Source organism: Pseudochelatococcus lubricantis (genome assembly GCF_011762225.1).
In the GTDB taxonomy this organism is placed as follows: Bacteria; Pseudomonadota; Alphaproteobacteria; order Rhizobiales; family Beijerinckiaceae; genus Pseudochelatococcus; species Pseudochelatococcus lubricantis.
In genome coordinates this window covers 1-21,024 of record NZ_JAASQI010000014.1, presented here as the reverse complement: position 1 = coordinate 21,024, position 21,024 = coordinate 1, and the positions used below count along the sequence as shown (strand labels likewise).

General features: G+C 62.7%; 18 protein-coding genes, 1 tRNA gene and 2 pseudogenes. 5 read left to right on the top strand and 16 right to left on the bottom strand.

What is annotated here, in order from left to right; translation table 11 throughout:
• Nucleotides 1-19 precede the first annotated feature (19 nt).
• The 5 genes from FHS82_RS19915 to FHS82_RS19895 all read right to left on the bottom strand — a co-directional run bounded on the left by FHS82_RS19915 (nt 20) and on the right by FHS82_RS19895 (nt 3,972).
• Nucleotides 20-889: an alpha/beta fold hydrolase gene (locus FHS82_RS19915; RefSeq protein ID WP_166956243.1), complete on the bottom strand. Its 870-nt coding sequence runs from the start codon at nt 887-889 to the stop codon at nt 20-22.
• Between the two features lie 150 nt (nt 890-1,039).
• Entirely contained in the window at nt 1,040-1,807 is a 768-nt protein-coding gene (locus FHS82_RS19910) for an isocitrate lyase/PEP mutase family protein (protein WP_166956240.1), read from the bottom strand.
• 76 nt (nt 1,808-1,883) lie between these two features.
• Nucleotides 1,884-2,534 carry a DNA oxidative demethylase AlkB gene (alkB, locus tag FHS82_RS19905; RefSeq protein ID WP_377700075.1) on the bottom strand — a complete coding sequence of 217 codons (651 nt, stop codon included), beginning with the start codon at nt 2,532-2,534 and terminating at the stop codon, nt 1,884-1,886.
• A complete protein-coding gene (locus FHS82_RS19900) occupies nt 2,534-3,175 on the bottom strand; it encodes a hypothetical protein (RefSeq protein WP_166956234.1) in 642 nt (213 codons plus the stop codon). The genes alkB and FHS82_RS19900 overlap by 1 nt, the downstream gene beginning before the upstream one ends.
• Before the next feature lie 2 nt (nt 3,176-3,177).
• Entirely contained in the window at nt 3,178-3,972 is a 795-nt protein-coding gene (locus FHS82_RS19895) for a DUF72 domain-containing protein (RefSeq protein ID WP_343042638.1), read from the bottom strand.
• Nucleotides 3,973-4,195: 223 nt separating this feature from the next.
• Here FHS82_RS19895 and FHS82_RS19890 point away from each other — a divergent pair, with 223 nt between their 5' ends.
• Complete coding sequence (locus tag FHS82_RS19890; protein WP_208394372.1) at nt 4,196-4,837, top strand: DNA-3-methyladenine glycosylase family protein; 642 nt, start codon at nt 4,196-4,198, stop codon at nt 4,835-4,837.
• A gap of 69 nt (nt 4,838-4,906) precedes the next feature.
• Here FHS82_RS19890 and FHS82_RS19885 read toward each other — a convergent pair.
• Nucleotides 4,907-6,056, bottom strand: a pseudogene (locus FHS82_RS19885) (IS3 family transposase).
• Between the two features lie 74 nt (nt 6,057-6,130).
• Here FHS82_RS19885 and FHS82_RS19880 point away from each other — a divergent pair.
• On the top strand, nt 6,131-6,646 hold the full coding sequence (locus FHS82_RS19880; RefSeq protein ID WP_166956337.1) for a phospholipase D-like domain-containing protein: 516 nt from the start codon (nt 6,131-6,133) through the stop codon (nt 6,644-6,646).
• Between the two features lie 445 nt (nt 6,647-7,091).
• On the opposite strand, the gene FHS82_RS19875 is transcribed toward FHS82_RS19880, so the two are convergent.
• From FHS82_RS19875 to FHS82_RS19850, 6 genes are all read right to left on the bottom strand, one after another.
• On the bottom strand, nt 7,092-7,523 hold the full coding sequence (locus tag FHS82_RS19875; protein ID WP_166956232.1) for a PIN domain-containing protein: 432 nt from the start codon (nt 7,521-7,523) through the stop codon (nt 7,092-7,094).
• Nucleotides 7,520-8,158 carry a DUF433 domain-containing protein gene (locus tag FHS82_RS19870; RefSeq protein WP_166956229.1) on the bottom strand — a complete coding sequence of 213 codons (639 nt, stop codon included), beginning with the start codon at nt 8,156-8,158 and terminating at the stop codon, nt 7,520-7,522. The genes FHS82_RS19875 and FHS82_RS19870 overlap by 4 nt, the downstream gene beginning before the upstream one ends.
• 199 nt (nt 8,159-8,357) lie before the next feature.
• The gene (locus tag FHS82_RS19865; RefSeq protein WP_343042637.1) at nt 8,358-9,422 is read right to left on the bottom strand and encodes a lipocalin-like domain-containing protein; all 1,065 of its coding nucleotides are present in this window, start codon (nt 9,420-9,422) and stop codon (nt 8,358-8,360) included.
• Nucleotides 9,412-11,685, bottom strand: a complete 2,274-nt coding sequence (locus FHS82_RS19860) for an ABC transporter permease (RefSeq protein WP_166956226.1) — start codon at nt 11,683-11,685, stop codon at nt 9,412-9,414. The genes FHS82_RS19865 and FHS82_RS19860 overlap by 11 nt, the downstream gene beginning before the upstream one ends.
• Nucleotides 11,686-11,705: 20 nt before the next feature.
• Nucleotides 11,706-12,356: an ABC transporter ATP-binding protein gene (locus FHS82_RS19855; protein ID WP_166956223.1), complete on the bottom strand. Its 651-nt coding sequence runs from the start codon at nt 12,354-12,356 to the stop codon at nt 11,706-11,708.
• A gap of 494 nt (nt 12,357-12,850) precedes the next feature.
• Nucleotides 12,851-13,120 (bottom strand): hypothetical protein, encoded by a 270-nt coding sequence (locus FHS82_RS19850; RefSeq protein WP_166956220.1) that lies wholly within the window; start codon nt 13,118-13,120, stop codon nt 12,851-12,853.
• 235 nt (nt 13,121-13,355) lie between these two features.
• Here FHS82_RS19850 and FHS82_RS19845 point away from each other — a divergent pair, with 235 nt between their 5' ends.
• Nucleotides 13,356-14,270 (top strand): hypothetical protein, encoded by a 915-nt coding sequence (locus FHS82_RS19845; RefSeq protein ID WP_166956218.1) that lies wholly within the window; start codon nt 13,356-13,358, stop codon nt 14,268-14,270.
• A 2-nt stretch (nt 14,271-14,272) separates the two neighbouring features.
• On the top strand, nt 14,273-16,273 hold the full coding sequence (locus tag FHS82_RS19840) for a tetratricopeptide repeat protein (RefSeq protein ID WP_166956215.1): 2,001 nt from the start codon (nt 14,273-14,275) through the stop codon (nt 16,271-16,273).
• Nucleotides 16,274-16,290: 17 nt separating this feature from the next.
• Here the strand turns inward: FHS82_RS19840 and FHS82_RS21265 are convergent.
• The 3 genes and pseudogenes from FHS82_RS21265 to FHS82_RS19825 form a co-directional block, all read right to left on the bottom strand.
• A pseudogene (locus FHS82_RS21265) lies at nt 16,291-16,509 on the bottom strand (terminase gpA endonuclease subunit); the annotation flags it as partial.
• A gap of 240 nt (nt 16,510-16,749) precedes the next feature.
• Nucleotides 16,750-18,018 (bottom strand): beta-ketoacyl-ACP synthase II, encoded by a 1,269-nt coding sequence (gene fabF / locus FHS82_RS19830; RefSeq protein WP_166956329.1) that lies wholly within the window; start codon nt 18,016-18,018, stop codon nt 16,750-16,752.
• Nucleotides 18,019-18,086: 68 nt separating this feature from the next.
• Nucleotides 18,087-18,509 carry a MarR family winged helix-turn-helix transcriptional regulator gene (locus FHS82_RS19825; RefSeq protein ID WP_166956212.1) on the bottom strand — a complete coding sequence of 141 codons (423 nt, stop codon included), beginning with the start codon at nt 18,507-18,509 and terminating at the stop codon, nt 18,087-18,089.
• 745 nt (nt 18,510-19,254) lie between these two features.
• Here FHS82_RS19825 and FHS82_RS19820 point away from each other — a divergent pair.
• Nucleotides 19,255-20,976 carry a recombinase family protein gene (locus FHS82_RS19820; RefSeq protein ID WP_166956326.1) on the top strand — a complete coding sequence of 574 codons (1,722 nt, stop codon included), beginning with the start codon at nt 19,255-19,257 and terminating at the stop codon, nt 20,974-20,976.
• Here the strand turns inward: FHS82_RS19820 and FHS82_RS19815 are convergent.
• Nucleotides 20,933-21,009: transfer RNA gene (locus FHS82_RS19815), tRNA-Met, on the bottom strand. The genes FHS82_RS19820 and FHS82_RS19815 overlap by 44 nt on opposite strands.
• Nucleotides 21,010-21,024 lie beyond the last annotated feature (15 nt).

Sequence of the window (21,024 nt, the reverse complement as noted above, 5' to 3'; positions counted from 1 at the left end):
CCGTAAAGTGCAGCGCGTGTTATTGGCTGTAAGTGATCCAATGGGTGCGGATCTTTGCATTGAGCGCTTCGGCGCGTTCTTCGGGAAAGAACATGCGGCCGTCGGGAAATTCTTCAATCGTCACGGGACCGGAGAGCGTTTTCTGGAGCCAATGCGCCGCATCGACGGGGAAGAAAATATCATCAGTGCCCCACGCAGCCAGCGTCGGCGCCTTGACCTGCTTCAGCAGGTCTTCGACACGGACGGTCTGCGCATTGTCGAAGCCAAGAATGAAGCGAGCGAGCTTGTCCGTCCGCTCGGGGCTTGCGACATGCGGCCGGATATAGGTTTCGATCGTCTCGTCGGAAACATGTTCAGGATGCTCATAGGCTCCAGCCATGGCATCGGGACCGCGATAAAAATCCTTATCGTCCAGCATACGCTGCAGAGTTTCCGGCAACCCGCCGGCGGCGACCATGTCTAGGAAGCCCGAAAAGTCTTTTGGCGGCCAGTTGTCGTGAACATCGCCATTGGTGAGGACCAGCGTCCGGACGCGATCCGGGTGTTTGGCGGCGAAGACCTGCGCGACGCCAGTTCCGCTGTCATTGGCGACGAAATCTGCCTTGTCGATGCCGAGCGCATCGAGGAATTCGACCAGCATCTGCGCCTGGCCATCGAACGTCACATCCTGACCGGACGCGATTTCAGTCCAGCCATGACCCATCAGATCGATGGCGATGCACCGCCGAAGATCAGACAGCTCTTCGAGTTGCTTGCGCCACAACCAGCCATTGACGATCACTCCGTGGATGAAGATGGCAGCCGGTCCAGCGCCTTGTTCGACATAGGCGATGCGGCCGGACGGAATATCGGCGAATTTGCGCGCGGCAGTGAAAGTAATTTGGTCCATGAAGGGACTCCTTGCCTTTAAGGCATTTTCTGATGCTGATTCTGTCCGGCCGCAGCGGAGATCCGTTGTTTCCCTCGGTCCCTTATTCCACAGCCTTGGCTGTTATGCCGTTGAGAGGCCCGATATCTCGGGCCTCTCAATCGGCGACGCTCAGCCGAAACTGACGGCAGGAAGCGACCCAGCTTCCGCAAGCGATTTGGCTGCGGCATCAAAACCGGCCCATGCCGCCGTCTCAAGGAAGCCGCCAACGCTGACGCGCCGCACGCCCAATTTCTCAAGATCGGCGGTTTTCATATCGGGGCTGACCAGGATGACATTGACCGGCTTGGGCGCAACGGCGTCGACGATAGCCTTGATGTCTTCGGGTTTCGAGGCACCCGGCGCATAGAGGACATCGGCGCCAGCCTTAGCATAGGCCTTCAACCGCTCTATGGATGCACTGACATCGGTATTGCCGAGCAGGAAACCTTCCGTGCGTCCGACAAGAACAATGTTCGGATCGATCGCGTCCAGCGCCGCGCGCGCCGCCTTGATGCGTTCGATAGCAATGGGAAGGTCATAGAGCTCATTGCCTTTGCGATCCTCAATGGAAAGACCGGCGACACCGGCTTCGGCGGCCTGTGCGGCGTTGGCGGCGACACCGGTCGCATCGTCGGCGAAACCGGCTTCGAAGTCGGCATTGACAGGCAGATCCGTAGCGGTGACGAGCGCGCGCAGATTGGCGAGTGTGTCGTCAAGCGTGGCGGTCAGGTCGCCCTTGCCAAGGGTCAACGCAAGACCATGACTGGTCGAGGCGACAGCCTTGAACCCAAGCTCGGCAAGGTGCTTTGCTTCACCGGCGTTCGCCGCATTGGGAATGACGAAGAAACTGTCATGCAGTTTTTTGAATGCTGCGCGCTTTGAGGCGATATCGGACATAGGCGTCTCCTGTTTGAATTCTTGGGGAACTGTGTCTTTCTCAGAAAGACCCCGCACTCCGTTCCTTGCCTTCAAATCAGAGTGCCCCCCGAAACGTCAGATTGAGCCGCATTCGCCCCACCTTTTCATGCACACCATCCTTCAAGGTCGGCACACCATGATAGAACAGGCGAGAAGGACCACCCCAAACAGCGACGTCGCCATGGTGTAGGGAATATTTGGTGATCGGATCGGTGCGTTTCAGACCACCGAACTGGAATGTCGCAGGCAAGCCGAGCGACACCGACACGATCGGGTTGGCGAAATCGCGCTCATTCTTGTCCTGATGCAGCGACAACCGGGCGCCCGGCTCGTACCGATTGATCAGGCAGGCATCGGGCCGAAAGTCCGGATATCCGGCCTCCGTTGCGGCCTCGACGGCAAGTTGCAGAAACGATGCCGGCATTTCTGGCCATGGCTTACCGCTTTCTGGATCGTTGCGATCGTAACGATATCCCGTTCGGTCCGTGACCCAACCGGCCGCGCCGCAATTGGTCATGGCGACCGACATCACAAAGCCGCCAGGTGTGACCATGTGACGAAAAGGGGCCGCAGCCGCTATCACGTCGAGCGCAGCAAGCAATTCATGCTCAAGGGGCAGAGCCTTTCCGCGCAGCAGCACGGCGCCTTCAGCCATTTCGATGCGGCTTGGTTCAGGGGAGGCAATATCGGCGAACAGGTCAGGGATCATGCTGCGGGTCCATTGGTTCGAATCGTTTTCAGGCTTGGATGAAACACAGGGCGGTAGCCGGCTTTTAGAGCTGCCAGGGTTGAAGGTGGCGTTAGAAGACCATCAACGAAGCTCGGGTGCAGGGCGACCCGATATCCGTCATGCGTCCAGAGAAAGGGTTCGCCGCCCACGACTGCATAAGCCGCGCCGTCGGCGGCTATCATTGCGCCGTCCGGAAGTGTGCTGATGGGCGCGGCCAACACATGCAGCCTCTTATGGCCGTTTTGCAGACGCTCCCGATGGAGCGCCACGTCGATTTGTGATGCTGACGGGGGCAAGATGGACTGCGCGGTCGCCCAGGCCGCGCGAAACGCTCCAGCCCTCTCGCGTCGGCACAGAAAACAGGGACGATGTCCCGCAGACAGTGCTGTCGCCTCATCCAGGAAGAACAGTTCCGTCCAGCTTCCAGCGCCCATGACAGTGCGCCGGATGTCTTTGTAATCGCACGTGCACACCAGCCAGGTTCGGGTTGCCCAGCGCTTGTTCAGCAGCGTACGGGTTTTAGGATCGTGAATGATCCCGCGATTGCCGATGAACATTCCGCGCTGTGGGACGGCGACAATCTCGCCAAAGGGGGTGACACGGTTCTGGAGCGGCATGGCTAACGGGTTCGCTCGATAAGCGACATCGCCGCCAGAGGATTGCGGATTTTGTGACCGCTGATGACATAGAGGTAGACGTCACGCGGTGCGACCTCGCCCTCGGCGTGAGCGACATATTCAAGACCGGCAGGCAACGCGCCGATAGACCAATGCTTCGCGCGCTCGGCCCAGAGATCAAGGTCGCGCTCGGAATATCCGAGCGCATTGTCCTCTTTCGTGCCCATGATGCGAACATAGACAAAGTCAGACGTTGGGTCGGCGATCTGGGGATAGTCGCCGTCAGCGGCTATGACGGTCGCGACGCGATAGGCGCGCGCCATCTCGATGAAGTCGGGGGAGCGGAAACTGTCATGCCTCACCTCGACGACGTGTCGAAGCGGAAGACCCTCAACGGATCTTGGCAGCAGCTTCAGGAAAGCCTCGAAGTCGACGGGGTCGAACTTCTTGGTCGCCATGAACTGCCAGTTTATTGGGCCGAGCTTCTCCTTGAGTTCCATCACGCCGCCGGTGAAGAAACGTTCGATCGTTTCCCCAGCAGCCGCCAGGACTTTGCGATTGGTCGCATAGCGCGGCGCCTTGAGCGAGAACACGAAATCCTCCGGGGTCTCGTCGCGCCATTTGGCAAAACTCTCCGGTTTCTGCGCTCCGTAATAGGTCCCGTTGACCTCAATCGATGTCAGCTTACGGCTGGCATATTCCAGCTCCCGCTTCTGCGGATGTTTGTCTGGATAGAAAGGCCCACGCCATGGTTCATAGGTCCAGCCGCCTATGCCGATTCTGATCTTGCCTGTCACTATCGCAACTCCCGCCGTCTACTGATTGGGTTTCTTTGACGCACCAATAGCCACGACCCTGGCGGACGACACTCCGATCCTTGCTCCCGAATATTTTTCAATTTGAAGGCAAGGAACGGAGTGCGAAACACCGCGACTGGATTATGGACGTGATCAACCCTCCCTTCCGGGAAGATAACTCCATCCCGGCTCAACGAGGCTGGACACAAGGAACGGAAACTGAATGAGTATTGCCAAGCGCTACGAAGCGTCCGTCGCGTTTTTGAAGAATATCGATGAGGATTGGGCGCGCGCCATTGATCTGATCGGTCCCTGTCTGCACGACCCAAAGGCGGCGCGGGAACCTTATGAGGCACTGATCCGGGCGATCGGGTACCAGCAGCTCACCGCGAAGGCCGGCGATGCGATTATCAACCGTCTCAAGGCGCTCTATCCGGACAGTCCTTTTCCGACGCCTCAGAATATCATCGCGGCCGAGTTCGATGACTTGCGCGCCTGCGGCTTTTCCGCCACGAAGATCGCGACGATTAAGGCCATATCCGAGGGCGCTTTGAGCGGCCTTGTCCCACCGGGTGAGGTTGCCGTCACCATGGACGATGAGGAGCTGATCTCGCGGCTGGTCACCATCAAGGGCATCGGCCGCTGGACGGTGGAAATGCTGCTGATGTATTCGCTGGAGCGCCTCGACATTTTGCCCGTGGATGATTTCGGGGTGCGTGAGGGGTATCGCGCCCTCAAAGGACTGCCGGAGCAACCGAAACCGAAAGCGTTACGTGAGATTGCCAGAGCCTGGGCGCCGCATCGTACGGTCGCATCGTGGTATCTCTGGCGCGTTCCCCGTGAGAGAGGGAACGTGCTCGCATAGGTTTTGGTGCGACAGCATCACCCCCTACGACAGGTTTGATGAGCTGCTGCCGATTTTGTGGACACCGGGTTAGGTTTGCATAGCTCGGTCCTCGAACGCCATGGGGCTTAGGTAGCCCAGCTTGGAATGGCGCCGCTTCGGATTGTAGAAGCGCTCGATGTAGTCGAAGATATCGGCGCGAGCGGCATCGCGGTTGCGATAGAGTTTTCCGGCCGTCCGCTCGGTCTTCAGAGATGAGAAGAAGCTCTCCATCGCCGAGTTGTCCCAGACATTTCCTGCCCGGCTCATTGAGCAGGTGATGCCGTGGTCGAGCAGCAGACGCTGGAACTGCTCGCTGCTGTATTGGGCGATCCCTGGTCAGAGTGATGCAGCAACGCGTCGGCCTTGCCGCGGCGCCAGACTGCCATCATCAACGCATCCATGACCAGTGAGGCGTCCCGGTCCGCCTTCATAGACCAGCCGACGACACGCCGGGAAAACAGGTCCAAGACGACCGCGACATAGAGCCAGCCCTCGGCTGTCCAGATGTAGGTGAAGTCGGCCAGCCACTTCTGGTTCGGACGGTCGGCCTCGAAATCGCGGGCGAGGATGTTGTCGGCGACGACCGACCGTTCGCCGTCGTCCTTCGGCTTCCCGCGTCGCTTCGGTCGCGCCCTCATTGCATTCTGGCGCATCAGCCGTTCGATCCGGTGCAGTCCGCAGGACAGCCCATCCTCGAGCACGTCGCGCCAGACACGGCGGGCGCCGTAGGTACGATCGCTGGCCCTGAAGCTCTTGTCGATGGCAATGACGAGCTTCGCATCGTGAGCCGCCCGGTCGCTGATCGGTCGTTTGAGCCAGGCGTGGAAGCCCGACCGGGAGACGCCCAGCACCTCGCACATCCAACTGACCGGCCAGATGGGCCGGTGCTTCGCGACGAAAGCGAACGTCATGTCGCTTCCCGCGCAAAGAATGCCGCGGCCTTTTTTAGGATGTCACGCTCCGCCTTGAGTTTGGCGACCTCTTTCTTCAGGGCAGCGATCTCGGCCAGTTTGGCGCGCTGCTGGCCATTGCCGGGAAACGACGAGGCTGGCGCCTCGGCTGCCTCCCGCATCCATCGCCGCAAAACGCTCTCGGCCAGTTCCAGATCCCGGCACGCCTGGGCGACTGACACGCCCCGCTCCGTCACCAGCTTTACTGCCTCGATCTTGAACTCACGGCTGAACTTCCGTCTCGTCATGTCCACTCTCCAGTTCCTTGGTCACGATATTATCTTCGTGTCCACAAAGCCGGCAGCAGCTCACCTTGCAGTTCATGGCGTCCGGCCTGCGGCGGAGCAGGACCACCTTGTCTTCCGCCGGACAGGCGCCGGACCGTCCCCAGGCTGAGTTGATGGTGCTCTATGCCGATGATCACGAACGGTTGCTCCGCACGGCAGCTCATGAAGCGACTGAGAGCTTCGTATGTTGCACCAACAAGGTAGGGGCGCCCATGGTGCCGGCGCTCTTCAATCCGGCCGAAGTGGCTGGCCGCCGCATCAATGATGTCAGGGTCTACTTCTCGCGTTACACCGGTCCAACAAAAAAACGGCATGTCGCGGAACACCGTGAGCGATTGCACGATTTTGTCGATTTGCTTGCGATCCGCGATCCTCAGCTCCACGCAAAGTTCCTAGCCTGGGACAAAGATCACGTCGTCGTCAGCAGCATGAACTGGGGATCCCAATCAGGCCTGCCGGACAATCGTATAGACGAGATCGGTCTATATCTAAAAGGCCCCGATCTCGCGACGTCCTTAATGAAGAAATTTGAGGCGCTTCTAAAGAAATAATTTATATCTTAGTCATAGATGACTTCGTTGACCTCAATATCCGCTTTGGTGAAGCGATCTATCCCCAGCACCTGTAGAGTTGGTCACGGTAGGATAAACAGTTCCAAGATTTTGAGCGTTGCGCCTATGCACCGCTGGGCGGTATAGTCGGAGGGCTATAGGCGCGACCATTCGCCGTCGGTGGAGAACTACGCTCCGCCGGCCCTTCGCGCCCATCTGCCACGTATGTCCCGACGTATAGAGTGGGCATTTTAACGGCGAACCTCGGGAACCTCCCGCATGCAGCGCTTGATCGAACTGCTTGGAACCGAAGTCGCGCCAATCGTCCGCGAGCGCCCAGTCTGGCCGGTAGCCTGTTACTCAGGCCAAGCGGGTGCAGACGTTCAAGAGCCTGCGATTGCTGCTTCGATTGCGGCAGGCGTTACCTACTCGTCCTCACAATCACCTAAATATCCAAAACCTCCGGCGGCGATTTGAACGGGTTGAGGACACGAACCCCGCGCCCTGCGAAATCGGACGTATTTCGCGTCACGACCACGAAACCGTGGATGCGTGCGGTCGCGGCCAAAGCGACATCCCATCGGTCCTTGTTCTTGTTGCCGAGCAAGCGTGTCCATTCTGCGACGACGGGCCCGTCGATCGGGATGATGCGGTCAGAGAATGATTTCTCGAGCGCCTCGATGCCGTCGAGGATCCTGCGCGCGCGTTCCGGCTCACGCTTCATCAACGCCTCGGCTCCCCGGCGTTTCTCGAACAGCGTGGCCACGCTCAATCGCAGGTCCGTGTCGTCGACCGTTGCAATCCACCGATGCACATTCTCATGGCCGCCGGGCTTCAGCTCGCGGAGAACATTTTCGTCGAGCAGATAGAGCGTCACGGAACAGCCCTTGGTTCGACGTCGCCAAGGTCGCCGTCGTCATCGAACGCACCGGCGCCGGCCAGAACGGCCAGAGTCGATTTCAGGCTCTGCGCCGGATAGGGGCGGCCCCGTTTCGGGTAGGCCTTGGCGTATTCGACTGCCGCTTCGACCTGATCCCGTGTCAACGAGGGGAAGTCCGCGAGGACGGCATCGACACCCTGGCCGCGCGCCAAAGCTGCGATCAGGTGCGCCGCGATCGTCGTTCCGCGGATGAACGCCTCGCCCTGATCGCCCTTGCGTTCGATCCTGCCCCTGATCGCTTCAAGCCGCGCCATCCGGTCTTCGAGATCCGCGTCAATGCGCGCGAGATCCAGTTCCAGACTTCCGAGCCGGAGCTTGTGGGCATCGCTGGGCAATTTGCGCAACGCACCGTAGAGCCGGCGCCGTCCCGCCGGCGTCAGATCCTTGTCGAGTTCATCGGCAAGCCTCAGAAAGCGCAGTTCCGCAGAGCCGAGGAGCCTCTGCACCGCGTTGCCGACTTTCCTTTGCCTCGCCTGGATGACACCTGTGTCGACCGCCTTGTTGAGCACGGCCGGGGAGCGGCCCAGGACGTACCCTGCCTCGCTCAGCGTGAAATGATGGACCTGGGACATTCTCCACTCCATTCGCAATTCATTCCAGTATAGGGATGGATTGATCGTGGGGCAAGATCATGCAGAAGGCCTCCCTGAATGACCTGCGATAGGGAGAATGTCTTTGCGGATGTCGCCGAAGCTTGGGAGCCTTGTTGACTGCGTCGTCGAACGATTTCGTCCGGAGGCGCGCACGTTCCGCACCTGCGGCACCGCCTTGCTACCGTGCACCCTCGCCGTAGCCCGTCATCTCCAGATAGCCGCGCCCCGGATGGCTGCCCTCGGCGCGGATGGGGCCTTCCCAATAGGGCACCGACAGCGCGTTCCATGCCTGGTCGTTCAGCGCGCGCGTGGTGATGTCGAGCCCCTTGGCGGGCAGTTCGAGGCGCCATTCCACCGGCACCGCGCGGCCGGCGACGGTGGCGGTGCGCCCCGGCGTCAGGCGCAACGCGCCGGGCGGCTGCGGCTCGGGGCGTCCGTCGGCCGTGATCCAGGTGGCGCTGACGAAATCCTGCGCCCCGCGCAGGCGAAAGCCCATCAGCCGCGCGCCGTCGTCGAACGACAGGCTGAACCAGTCCCATCCCGCCTGATCCGCCGCCAGCGGCTGCGAGGACCATTCGTGGTCCATCCAGGCCGTGCCGGTCACCGGGATGCGCCGCCCGTCCAGCAGGATCTCGCCCGAGGCGGCGTAGAAGGGTTGCGAATAGTAGCGGCTGGCCTGCCCGGCGGCGGACTTGACCGAATAGCCGCCGTCGCCCTGCGCGACGACCGGCCCGGTGGCGCGCAGCATCAGGTCGTAGGCGAAGCCCTCGCCCCGCGCGGCCATGCGGTCGGCAAGCCGCCAGTCGTCGATCCACGCCTCGAACGGCACGGCGGCGACGCCCGCCTGTCCGATGCCGCCGCGCGCCAGCTTTTCCGCCGCGAGATGGCGCGTGCTTGAAGTCAGCGCCGCATGGCCGAGCCAGACCTGGGGGCTCGCCCAGCCCTCGGCCTCATGGGGGGCGAACGCGCTGCGGAACAGCGTCCATTGCGCGCCGTATTCCGTGCCGTCCGCCGCCGTGAGGGTCGCGGTCACGTACCACCACTCGATGCGGAAGGCGGGATGGGCGCCGTGATCGGCGGGGAAGTCGAACGGGCCGGGGCGCGGCATCTCGAACCCCTCGGCCTGGGCGCCAAGCCCGGCGAAGCCTTGCCCCGCTGAGCCTTGCCCCGCTGAGCCTTGCCCCGATGCGGGAACCAAGGCGGCACTCGCCATCAGGATCAGCGCGATTACCTTAACGTTCACGGGCGAAGACCTTGAGCAGTTCCGCCGGCGCGATGCGCGCCAGCCGGTAGACCGGCAGCGCCGCCGCCAGTCCCGCCGCCAGCAGCGACAGCCCGCCGAGGCGCAGCCAGTCGCCCGGAAAGAGCCGCATCGGCAACCGCCAGCCGAAGGCCTCGACATTGACGACCGCCAGCAGAACCCACGCCAGCGCCAGCCCGACCGGCAGCGCCAGCACCCACACGAGGGCGGCGAGCGCCAGCGTGCGCAGCCATTCGAGCCATGCGAGCCGGCTGCGCCGCAGCCCCATCGCCCACACCGGCGCGAGTTGCGGCAGACGCAGCGCGGACAGCGTCAAAAGGCTCGCGAAGATTGCCAGCGCGGCGACGCCCAGCGTCAGCACGTTCAGCGCGGCGGTCACGGCGAAGGTCCGCTCGAACACCGCGACCGAGGCTTCGCGGATCGCGGCGCGGTCCTGCACGACCATGCGCGGGAAGGCGGCGCGGATCGCGGCGGCCGGGATGTCGGTGATCAGCGCGTGGCGCAGGATCGGCAGGGGGTAGAGCGCACGGTGCCGGTCGTAGGAGAGGATGACCTGCGGCATCGGGTTGCCGTAGTCGGGATAGATGCCGGCGATCACGCCCTGCTCCACCCGGTCGCCGGGCGAGAGGTGACGGCGCAAGGCAAGCTGTTCGTTGACGAAGACGTCGCCCGCGTCAAGGTGCGCCCACGGGTCGGGCAGCGACCGCAGCAGCGGCCAGGCACGGCGGAACAGCGGATGGTCCACCATGCCCACCACCCCGGTGCCGCCGTCCGTGGTCCGGATCATCGGGAGCGCGACGGCGCGATCGCCCAGCCACTCCAGCAGCCGGGCGCTGTCCGCCTCGTCCGCCGCCTCGACGTAAAGGTCGGCGGCGAGGCGCTGGTCGATCCAGGCGGTGAACGTCGCGCGGAAGCTGCCCACCATGGTGCCCACGCCGATATTGGCCGCCAGCGCCAGCAGCAGCGCCATCAGCGCCAGCGACAGGCCCGGCAGTTGCTGGCGCGTGTCGGCCCAGAACCATTGCGCCACCGCCCCGCGCGACAGCCACTGCCCGATGCGCGTGAGGGACGCCAGCAGCATCGGCAGGATCAGCGCGCAGCCCATGAGCAGCCCCGCCAGCATGCCGAAGCCCGCCCACAGCCCCGGCAAAGCCAGCAGCCCGGCGGCGAGACCAAGCAGCAAGGCCCCCGCGAGTGCCTGCCGGCGCATCGCCTGCGCCGATTCCCGCGCCCATGCCCGTGGCTGGGCCGGCGCGAGCGGCGGCAGCCGCCACAGCCGCCAGAGGCTTTGCCCGGCCGAACCGAGCATCCCCAGCACGGCGATCCCGAGCCCCGACAGCCACCAGACCGGCCGCAGCGTCAGTTCCGCGCCGACCTCGGCCCCGTAGAGCCCGCGCAGCGTCGATGCCACGTCGGGCAGCAGCGCCCCGGCGATCAGCCAGCCGAGAGCGACGCCCGCCGCGCCCGCCACCAGCGCGAAGGCCAGAAGCTCCGCCAGCAGCAGCCCGGTCAGCGCGCGCGCCGAAAGGCCCAGCGCCCGCAGCGTGCGGAACAGGGCGCGGCGCTGCTCGAACGCGAGGCCGATGGCGGAATGCACGATGAACAGCCCGACGCCGAAGGCCAGATAACCGAAGGCGGCGAGGTTCAGGTGAAAGCTCTCGGTCAGCTGCGACAGATCGGTGGTCGCGGGCCGGATCAGCGCATAACCCGCGGGCGCAGGGCGGTCCTGCGGGGAGCGGTCCTGCGTCAGCAGCAGATAGGAGATGTCCGGGCCGAGTATCTGCGCCGCGACGCCGATGTCGGCCACCGCGATGCCCGGCGGCAGGTCGGCGCGGCGCGCGCGCGGATCGTCGAGCGGCGCGGCCGACAGGATCGTCCCGCCGGTCAGGAAATCGGCCGGATTGCCTTCAACGCGCTCTCCGGGCGGCAGGGTCAGCGGCTCGATGCCGATGAGGCGCAGGGTCTCGCCGCCGATCACCGCCTCGCCCTCGATCACAGGGGAAACCGGCCAGCCGGCGCGGCGCAGCGCGACATAATCGGCCAACGTGATCCGCTCCGCGACGAGCCGGGGCAGCCGGTCCTGCGTCATGGTCGCGGCGGCGAAATCGTAGCTGGCCCGCGCCTCGGCGTTGATCGCCTGCACCCCCGTCCACAGCGCCGTCGCCAGCGCCAGCCCCATGAGCAGTAATGCCGCCTGCACCTTGTGCCGCGCCCAGTGCGACAGCAGCACCGCAAGCCCTGTCATCTGCCCCGTGATCCGCCGCGTCACGACAGCCGCCCGCCGCGCAGGTGCACGCGCCGGTCGAGCTGCGCGGCGAGGCGCGGCGAATGCGTCACCATCAGCAGCGCCGCGCCGGTCTCGGCGACGAGCCGCAGCATCAGCGCCATCACCTTGTCGCCGGAGGTCTCGTCGAGGTTTCCGGTCGGCTCGTCGGCCAGCACGAGTGCGGGCCGCGCCGCCAGGGTGCGGCCGATGGCGACACGCTGCTGCTGCCCGCCGGACAGCTCCTCGGGATAGCGCGACAGGAGCGGGCCGAGATCGAGCGCAGCAGTCAGTTCCGCCTGCCAGCGCGGATCGTGCCGCTCCGCCAGCCGCGCCTGAAAGGCAAGGTTCGCCGCCACGTCGAGCGAGGGGATGAGGTTGAACTGCTGAAACACCAGCCCCACCGTGCCCCGCCGCAGCGCGGCGCGCTCGGCATCGCTGCGGCCCATCGGGCGGCCGGCGACCGCGATCCGGCCGGCATCGGGTGCGTCCAGCCCGGCGCACAGATGGAGAAGCGTGCTCTTCCCGCTGCCGGACTCGCCCGTCAGCGCCAGCGTCTCGCCGGCCGCCAGCGACAGGCTGACGCCGTCGAGCACCGCGACCCGGCCCTCGGAACTGGCGTAGCCCTTGCAAACGGCGGTCAGCGACAGCATGCCGGCTCCTCTGCGGCACAAGGCGATCGGCGGCGAAGGGCGCCGCCAAGCCGTAGCCATGGAACGCGATTTCCGCCGCATGGTTCTAACGGAAGTAGTAGGCCGGGGCAAATCGACCAGCGGGCGCGTTCCGTCGGGACCGCCGCCATACACCGCCCGAACGGGGACGGCTTGCATTCCCCCAGAGCGCCGGGATGCCGCACAACGCCCGAAGGCTGGCGTCAGCAATGAAGCGCTCGGTTGCTGGATACGGAAGAAACCGGGAGCCCGGCAGGAAGCATTGTCCTGCTCTGCCGTAGCACCCGGCCCGAAGCTGCCGTTAAGCGGGCTCTGGCCCAACGCCCGCTTTGCGCCCCATGTTGGTCGTTTAGAGGTTCTCGGTTCGATCCGTAAAGCTGCCGTGCGTTGCGCGACGTGCGAACGTCCATTGAAGGCGGAAAGCGGCCGTTCGCTGTGCACAATTTGAATGACCGCCCGTTTGGCGAATGCAGCCGTCACTCCAATGACGCCCGGTCCGAACGAATGGAGCGCGGCCAGCTTACCGCGCCGATGACATTTCCGATCAGGCTGTCCATCGCCTCCGCGACCCACGGATTGTTCCGCGCATACCAGTCGGCCCACTGCGCCGCCGTTGTCGCACCGACGAAGATCGCAGCGTTCAGCCCGTCGACCGTCCACGTGCCCTCCTTATGTCGTCCGCCACGCGCAGCGTCGAAGCCGTGAGCACGCGCGAGGTCGAGAAAGCGATAGGAAAAGGTCCACATTGGCGGGGGAATCGCTCGAAACGGATCCTCAAGTTATCGGAAATATTTGGAAATTTCTTTTTCGGTGGTGGGCTGTCGGTGCGCGCGTCTTGCGATACAGCCATTCCGTGGGTGGACGCCTGGAAGGCCGCCGGCCCGAACGGGCTTCTCATTGGCGCAACTATCGAATAGATAGAGGATAGAGGCATCGGCTCACCGACGCCAATTGTGTTGAGGTTCTATTTTGAGGAGCGGCATGCAGTTCAATCGATCAGAGCTAAATGCTTCGGCTATTTCCCTCGCAAGGGGAACCGATGCGGACGAAAGCTGCGTCGGCTACAACTATCTGATTGAAGAAAACATCTCCGATCCGCGGCGGGACGACGTGGAGACCTATGAGCCGCTCTCAGATGATGTGCGTGAGGTGGTGAACGGCTACTTCGTTGATAGCGTTCAGGGGCTGGTGCGGGGCCACAACTCATCGACTTTCGATGAAGCTACCAACGATCTGGCACTGTTGCCTGCTACTGTGGAACCAGTGCAGAAAATCATCCGACTCGAGCGGATCGACCGCCATTTGGAACCTCAAGGGGGACTCGATTTCGGAAGCCTGGTTGATGCTCTCCGGACATGCGATCAGCACAGGCTCTCGGCGCTCACGGATCAGTTCCAGAATTATCCGGGCGAGCGCCCTTCGTTTGCCGCGTTCAAGAGTGAGGTTTCGGACGATCTGAAGGAAGCGGACTGGCTGCAAAGAATTATCGACCGTCTTGGATTATACCACCATTATCCGTTTGTTTCGGGTAATCCGTATAGGTTTGCGCTCATGGAATACACCGCTGATGAAGTCATCAAGCAGGCTCATTCAAAGGGAGTTGATCGCTGTTTCTCCTTGGCGACCGTACTTGAGTGCCAGGACAACCCTGCGTTCTTTCCCGTTCCGCGCTCGACCAGCCATGGTTTCACGGTCGACCTGCGCGAGCGCAATCCGAAGAAGCCGAGCGTGCGTGAGATCCTCCACATCCGCTTCGATTATTCGTGGAGGAATGTGAAGCGGCTAGTCAAGTGGTCTGGAGCGGATGTTCCCGACATTGAGGCCGCGCGCGGTCGCCACCTTGATACCCTGCGAACGGAAACGGGGCGCACGGATTTTGGCGAAGTCGGGATCTGATCATGGCGACGTCTTCAGCCTTGGAGAAATACAAAGCCCAGCTAAGGGATGACGGGAAGGCCGCACTTCGGGCTATCCTAAATGGGACGGCGTCGCTTGGGCGGCTTTCGGCTGCCGAGCCTGAAGACGCTGTGGACGCAATTCTTGCTTCGGAACCGCGCGACTCTGATGTCGTTCGCGGCTTCGACCGCGGCTGCGCCGAGCTCCTCGAGGAATTCCGCTCAACGCTCCTGCAGCAGGAGGGCCGTTCGTTTCGGATCGAATTGGCTAAACTCGTGACTCTTGTGACGATCATTCGTCGGCTGTTGCCCGAGCAGACTGTTGTGGGCCTCCATCGCTGCTACGTTCTGTGGAGTGGTTTCTTCGAGAATTTCGTCGTGGATCGCGGTCTTGACCTGCGCCGCGAGTATTTTCGGATCCTTGCGCTCAGCCAGGACATAGCGGCGGCGGACCAAGGCCTAAAGCCGCGCCGGCTGATGCCGCTTTGGTTGTCAGTGTGCTCGGAGAACGGTGACGCGGGACGGTACGATGCGAGCTACTTGCGGATCGCCCTCCTGGGGCTGCGTCGCCTTCCGCTGGGTGATGACTTCGATGCGAACGAGGACTTTGCGCTTCAAGGGCTTGCACGTTGGGCTGTGACGCAGAGGCCGAGCACGGCGGCCTTCGAGCGAGAATGGCGCATTCTCGAAGGTGACTTCCCGCGGGATGCCGGCTTCTGGACGGATCGCGTCCAAGCCGCTATCACGGCTACGGAGCGTGAGCTGTCGGAGCGAACGAGAGGCGCCGAGACGACATTTCCGGTCGCCGCTTGGTGGCGAGAGGATGTCGATATTCATCCTGACGAGCGAGCTGTTTCGCGGACCATTTTCTCGACTGAGTCGGTTCCAATGAGCGAGTGGCAGCTTGTTCTGAACTCTGTTGATCAGCCCTTGGATCAGATTAGGACGCCTATCGAAACCATAATGCGCCGGCAGCAGCGTTACGCTGACGTTTCGGGTGATGTCTTTTACCTCGTGCGCACGGCTTGCAACTTTGGTATGCGGCTAATCGAGAAAGGGCCACCAGACGAACGAGTCGAGCGCGGGGCGCTCGCCGTATTTCTGGCGACCTTGGCCTTCGACTACGACCCAGTGAACGTATTCGCCTGGTCCCTTATGCGGGATGCCTTGGCGGCCGCTGGGCGTATTGCGGATGCGGAACTTGTCGGTTGGGAAGCGATTAGGCGCTTTCCTGAAGACTATCAATGGCGCACCCAGCTCGCGACAGTGCTGGCGGTTCACTCTGGCAAAGCGGACGAAGCGGCGGCCCTTCTGCGGGAGACGATGGCTCTGTTCCCCGAAGAACCGTATGCGCGCACCCAGCTCGCGACTGTTATGGCCGACGATCTACAACGACCGGCCGACGCTCGCGACGTTCTAAACTGCGCGATTGCTGACGGGGTAGACAATGATGCTACCCGGTCGCTGCTGCAAAAGCTGGATCAGGGGCGCGCGCTGCGGCGCGCGAGGCCGCAGCCAAAAGGTGTCGAGGATGCGAGTAGTCTGACTATACCGACAGCAATGGCACGGCGGCAGCTATTTCTCTTCGAGTCTGGGCTGTCTTCCGAGGACGGTCTACGTGCATTTCTCTCGGACGCTCCGCAGGACAGCTATTCGACCTACGTCTCCGAAAGGGCCGGACTTTCGGATGTTCCTTTCAAGACGACCTTTGCGATCGCTTTCGAAGACGCGCTCGAGAAAGCCGAGCCATCCGCACTGCGTGCGCTCGTTGCCCGCGGGCGTCCGATGGAACGAGCTATAGTCGAGGAAGCGGTCGCTGTCAGCGAAGGCCGGGTCGTGGCATTCTCGGAATTTTTCGCGGACGCGGAGAGAGATGAGCGCCTGCAGACGCTGGAGCGAACCCTCCAGCAGCAAGGCGGGCGCGAAGATCGTCGCACCCTGCTGCTGCGCGATTTCGCTGCGTCGACGCTCTCAACGAGTGTTGTCTCATTGGTGGCGGCTTGAATCGAGGGGCCGGGTCCTCACCGTTCCATCCATTGGGAGCGCACCGGTGATAGTGCGCTTCTTGCCATATGACACGGCCTACTCACCCCCTCCACCTCCTCGTTCAGTCTGAGTCCCATGCTGATAAGGCCATGCAGGGCGGCGTGGGCGTAGACGAAGGTGTCGAGGGTCTCGTTGCGTTCGCCGTCGCGCTTGGGCTGCCAGGAGCCGATGGGTCGGTCGCGCTCGAAGCGAGTGACGAGGTATTCTTCGTTCCTCTAACCCGAAGCGGCCACTCCGGGCACCCACAGCCAATGTCGGCTTGGGGCCGAAAGTGACTATGCGCCTGTTGAACGCGAATGTCTGCTTCGCTACTTGCCGAGGCTAAGACCGGCCAGTCTGCTCCCGGCCCCATTCCGGCCGAGATGGCCGGATTGCCAGCGACCTACTGGCAAACGTAACCCCTGCCGGGCATGACCTCCATTGAATCCCGTTTCTCAGCGGTACCGGCTGAACACCAGGGCAGCGTTGACGCCCCCGAACCCGAAGGCGTTTGAAAGCACATGCCGTACGTTCAGAGGGTGTGCGCCACCGGAAATCAGATTGAACCCCTCCGCCTCCGGCATCGGCCGCTCGATGTTCAAGCTTGGCGGCGCTAGCTGATGATGGATGGCGAGCACTGAAAACACAGCTTCGATTGCCCCCGCTGCGCCGAGCACGTGGCCGGTGGCCGACTTCGTCGAACTCACCGGAATCCTTGCTGCGCCGGCGCCGAAGACCTTCTCCAGTGCCGCAAGCTCAGCGGCATCGCCGACAGGCGTCGAGGTTGCATGCGCATTGATGTAGCCGATGTCGTGAGGCGCGATCGCCGTCGCCCTGATCGCGATCTCCATCGCACGGGCCGCTTCACGACCATTAGGCCAGCCAGCCGTCACATGATGCGCATCCGTCGTCGTGCCATAACCCGACAGCAAGGCGAGAGGTCGCGCGCCCCGTCGTTCGGCATGGCTCAGGCGCTCGATCACCAGCATCGCCGCGCCTTCCGACAGGACGAACCCGTCATGATCGCTGTCGAAGGGGCGTGAGGCTCGATGCGGCGCGTCGTTGAAGCCGAAGGAAAGCGCCTTCGCAGCCGTGAAACCGCCGATGGCAACGGGATCGACACAGGCCTCCGTCCCCCCGCAGAGGGCTATGTCGGCCTCGCCGGCGCGGATCATGCGCATGGCGTCGCCGATCGCCTGGGCCGAGGCGGCGCAGGCGGTCGTCGGCGAGCCCGCGGGCCCGTGAAAACCGAACCGGATCGCCACCTGGCCGGCGGCCAGATTGGGCAGGAAGGACGGCACCACGAACGGGGAGAGCCGGCGCACGCCGGCCGTGCGAACAACCTCGCTCGCGGCCGTGATCGCCGGAACGCCGCCGACCCCCGTTCCGATCACGGTGGCGGTGCGGATGCGATCCTCCGCGGCATCGGGGTTCCAACCCGCCTGTTTCAGGGCCTCGATCGCGGCAGCGACGGCATACTGGATAAAAAGATCGTTCCGGCGCAGGTCGCGGGCGTCCATGCTCCGCTCCGGATCGAAACCGTTCGCATCCTCGGTATGAGCGGGCACCAGCCCCGCGACCCGGCATTTCCAGCCGGCGGTATCGAAGCGGGTATTGGCCCGGATGCCGCTCTGCCCGGACACCAGGCGGCGCCAGTTCGCCTCCACGCCCACGCCAAGCGGAGAAACGGCACCAAGCCCTGTGACGACGATGGGTTCCGACATGTCAACTCCCTTCAAGCTCATGCATGTGCATATACACATTAAGCTTGTAAGGCAATCGACGTCACGCGTCACCCTCCCGCCAATCGCTTCGAGACCCGGAGATAGGTTTCGGCGTCCTCTGGCGTTATGTCCTCCATCAGAGGCGCTTGAGATTGCCGCCACAGCACAAGGAGACGATCGAGGAGCAGGTTTCCCTCCTCCGTCAGCTCGCATACGCGTGCATTGTTGGCGGTGTTGGCCACGCGCCGGACTAGGCCCTTACTCTCCAGCAGGTCCAGATTCCGGGTGAGGCTAGTTCTGTCCAGTGCGATGAGCTGCGCCAAAGCCATCACGGGTTGGCCGGGATGGAAGCGGATGGCAGCGAGGAGCGACAATTGCTGCACCGTGACGCCGAAGGGCTTCAGTTTGGCGTCACCGGCTCTCAGCAGCGCCCGTGAGGCCGCTATCGTGTTCAGAACGAGGCATCGGACGAGATCTTCAGGCATGGTCATTGCACCATCTAGCCTCCTTGTGCCACGGTTGGTCAATGCCGCTTCTGGGGCAGCGTCAGCTATACCGGTGCGCTCCTGAAAAGCGCGCCGTCCGTTTGTCGCCCATTGCTCCGATGTAGGCTGGACCGCCAGCTCATGATGACGAGTTCACTGACGACATGGGCGAATCTTTGCCGCGAGATTAGGTGCTCAAACTTGCGGCGCTGTCCATAGATGCATTTGGAGGCGACCCGCCCGTCAGGTAGTGGAAGCATGCCTTTTGACATTTGAGCTGTCGTCGAAGTCGCCTCTTGGCATCACCGTCAGTGTTTGGCTATCAACGAAAATCATGGCATCATCATGCACTGAACAATGCATGATAATCAGATCAGTATATTCCATATGCCACGGCTCTCCATGCTTCGCTGAATTTCTCCGGGACCGTCGTCGGAACCTCAGACTCCGCCGATTCCTCGCCTTTGATTTCCATTGCCTGTGCGGCCGTTCCCGGCAATCGTGAACCCGTTCGACTTGCAATCGGCTTGAAAAGGCGAGACGATGGATGGTGGCAATCGCCCGGAGCAGGAGCGAAAGAGGGTTCGGCCCGTAGAGCCCGAACTGAAGCTCGTACGCCGGGGCAATGGACCGGATCCTCGGCTGGTCGAGGTAGTTCGCCTGCTCGCCCGTCGGGCCGCCCGGCAGGTTTACGAGGAACAAAGGAAGGAGCGACGAACGCGACGCTCCTGAGATTGCAGGAGAGAGCATCGTGAAGATCGCGATCTATGCCCGCTATTCCGACGAAAAGCAGCGTGACGCCTCGATCGCGGATCAGTTCCGCATGTGCCGCCTGCTCGCCGAAAAGCAGGGCTGGCAGATCGTCGAGGAATATTCCGACCACGCGATCTCCGGCGCGTCCATGATCCGACCTGGTATTCAGGCCCTGATCGCGGATGCGATGCGGGGCCGTTTCGACCTGATCCTCGCCGAAGCGATGGATCGGCTGTCGCGTGACCAGGAAGACATTGCCGGCCTCTTCAAGCGCATGTCCTATGCAGACGTGAAGATGCTCACGCTCTCCGAGGGCGAGATCACGCACCTGCATGTCGGCCTCAAGGGCACGATGAACGCCCTGTTTCTCAAGGATCTGGCCGACAAGACCCGGCGCGGCCAGCGCGGGCGTGTCGAGGCCGGCAAGTCGGGCGGCGGCAATGCCTACGGCTATGACGTGGTGAAGAAGTTCGATGCCGCCGGTGAACCCATTCGCGGCGACCGCACCATCAATGAAGCACAGGCTGAAGTGGTCCGCCGCATCTTCCGCGATTATGCCGCCGGCAAGTCATCCAAGCGGATCGCCGTCGAACTGAACAAGGATGGTGTCACTGCTCCCGGCGGTCGGGAATGGGGTTTCAGCACCATTAACGGCAACGTGAAACGGGGCAATGGCATTCTCAACAACGAGATGTACGTCGGCCGGATTGTCTGGAACCGCCAACGTTTCATCAAGAACCCGGATACCGGCAAGCGCCAGGCGCGAATGAACCCTGAATCCGAGTGGGTCGTCCAGGAGGTGCCGGAACTGCGCATCCTTGATGACGATCTATGGCATGCGGTGAAGGAACGGCAGCGAACCGTCAAACAGAACGATGCGGATGGTGACGCGGGCAACAACGAGAGCGACAACCATTTCCGGGATCGCCGGCGGCCAAGGTACCTGCTCTCCGGCCTCACCAGATGCGGCTGCTGTGACGGTGGCTATGCGATGATTTCCACCAATCTGGTCGGCTGTTCGACAGCGAGGAACAAGGGCACTTGCGATAACCGCATGAATATCCGTCGCGACCAGCTCGAAGCGCGCGTCCTCAACGCCCTGCGCACCAATCTGATGGACCCGGAGCTGTTCGCGGAGTTCTGCGAGGAATTCACCCGGGAGATGAATCGGTTGCGTATGGAGGGCCGTGCTTCGATCGATGCGGCCGAGGCGGAAACCCGGAAGATCGAAAGGGAACTGGACAAGCTGATGAGTCTCATCCTCGCGGCTGATGACGACGCAAGCCCGCTGCGGATGATGAAGCAGATGAAAACCCTGGAGGCAAAAAAGGCGGACATTGAGCGTTTTCTCGAAGGTGCCGAAGAGCCGCCTCCCCTGCTGCATCCGAACATGGCGCATCACTACCACGCCCAGGTCGACGAGCTATACGCTGCGCTTCAGGAGGATTCCGAGGCGAGGCGCATGACGGCAGCGGATGTGCTGCGATCTCTGGTGAAGGAGATCGTTCTGACGCCGGAGGACGGCAAACTGCGGATCGACGTGCGGGGCGATCTGGCGGGCATCCTGGCGATCTCGGTTGAACGCAAAAAGCCCGCCGAAGAGGCGGGCCGGAAAAGAGCGAGGAAGGCCAGAGGAAGAGAGCTTGACCTTGATTTGCTGCGTGAGCAATTTGAGATGGTTGCGGGGGCAGGATTTGAACCTGCGGCCTTCAGGTTATGAGCCTGACGAGCTACCGGGCTGCTCCACCCCGCGTTAACTTCTGGGCTT

Excerpts from the sequence above, each read along its gene's own strand:
- FHS82_RS19850 (WP_166956220.1), bottom strand. The coding sequence starts at position 13,120 with ATGTGGACCTTTTCCTATCGCTTTCTCGACCTCGCGCGTGCTCACGGC.
- FHS82_RS19900 (WP_166956234.1), bottom strand. The coding sequence starts at position 3,175 with ATGCCGCTCCAGAACCGTGTCACCCCCTTTGGCGAGATTGTCGCCGTC.
- fabF (WP_166956329.1), bottom strand. The coding sequence starts at position 18,018 with ATGTCGGAACCCATCGTCGTCACAGGGCTTGGTGCCGTTTCTCCGCTT.
- FHS82_RS19860 (WP_166956226.1), bottom strand. The coding sequence starts at position 11,685 with ATGACAGGGCTTGCGGTGCTGCTGTCGCACTGGGCGCGGCACAAGGTG.
- FHS82_RS19845 (WP_166956218.1), top strand. The coding sequence starts at position 13,356 with ATGCAGTTCAATCGATCAGAGCTAAATGCTTCGGCTATTTCCCTCGCA.
- FHS82_RS19855 (WP_166956223.1), bottom strand. The coding sequence starts at position 12,356 with ATGCTGTCGCTGACCGCCGTTTGCAAGGGCTACGCCAGTTCCGAGGGC.
- FHS82_RS19915 (WP_166956243.1), bottom strand. The coding sequence starts at position 889 with ATGGACCAAATTACTTTCACTGCCGCGCGCAAATTCGCCGATATTCCG.
- FHS82_RS19825 (WP_166956212.1), bottom strand. The coding sequence starts at position 18,509 with ATGACCATGCCTGAAGATCTCGTCCGATGCCTCGTTCTGAACACGATA.
- FHS82_RS19910 (WP_166956240.1), bottom strand. The coding sequence starts at position 1,807 with ATGTCCGATATCGCCTCAAAGCGCGCAGCATTCAAAAAACTGCATGAC.
- FHS82_RS19870 (WP_166956229.1), bottom strand. The coding sequence starts at position 8,158 with ATGTCCCAGGTCCATCATTTCACGCTGAGCGAGGCAGGGTACGTCCTG.
- FHS82_RS19890 (WP_208394372.1), top strand. The coding sequence starts at position 4,196 with ATGAGTATTGCCAAGCGCTACGAAGCGTCCGTCGCGTTTTTGAAGAAT.
- FHS82_RS19880 (WP_166956337.1), top strand. The coding sequence starts at position 6,131 with ATGGCGTCCGGCCTGCGGCGGAGCAGGACCACCTTGTCTTCCGCCGGA.
- FHS82_RS19840 (WP_166956215.1), top strand. The coding sequence starts at position 14,273 with ATGGCGACGTCTTCAGCCTTGGAGAAATACAAAGCCCAGCTAAGGGAT.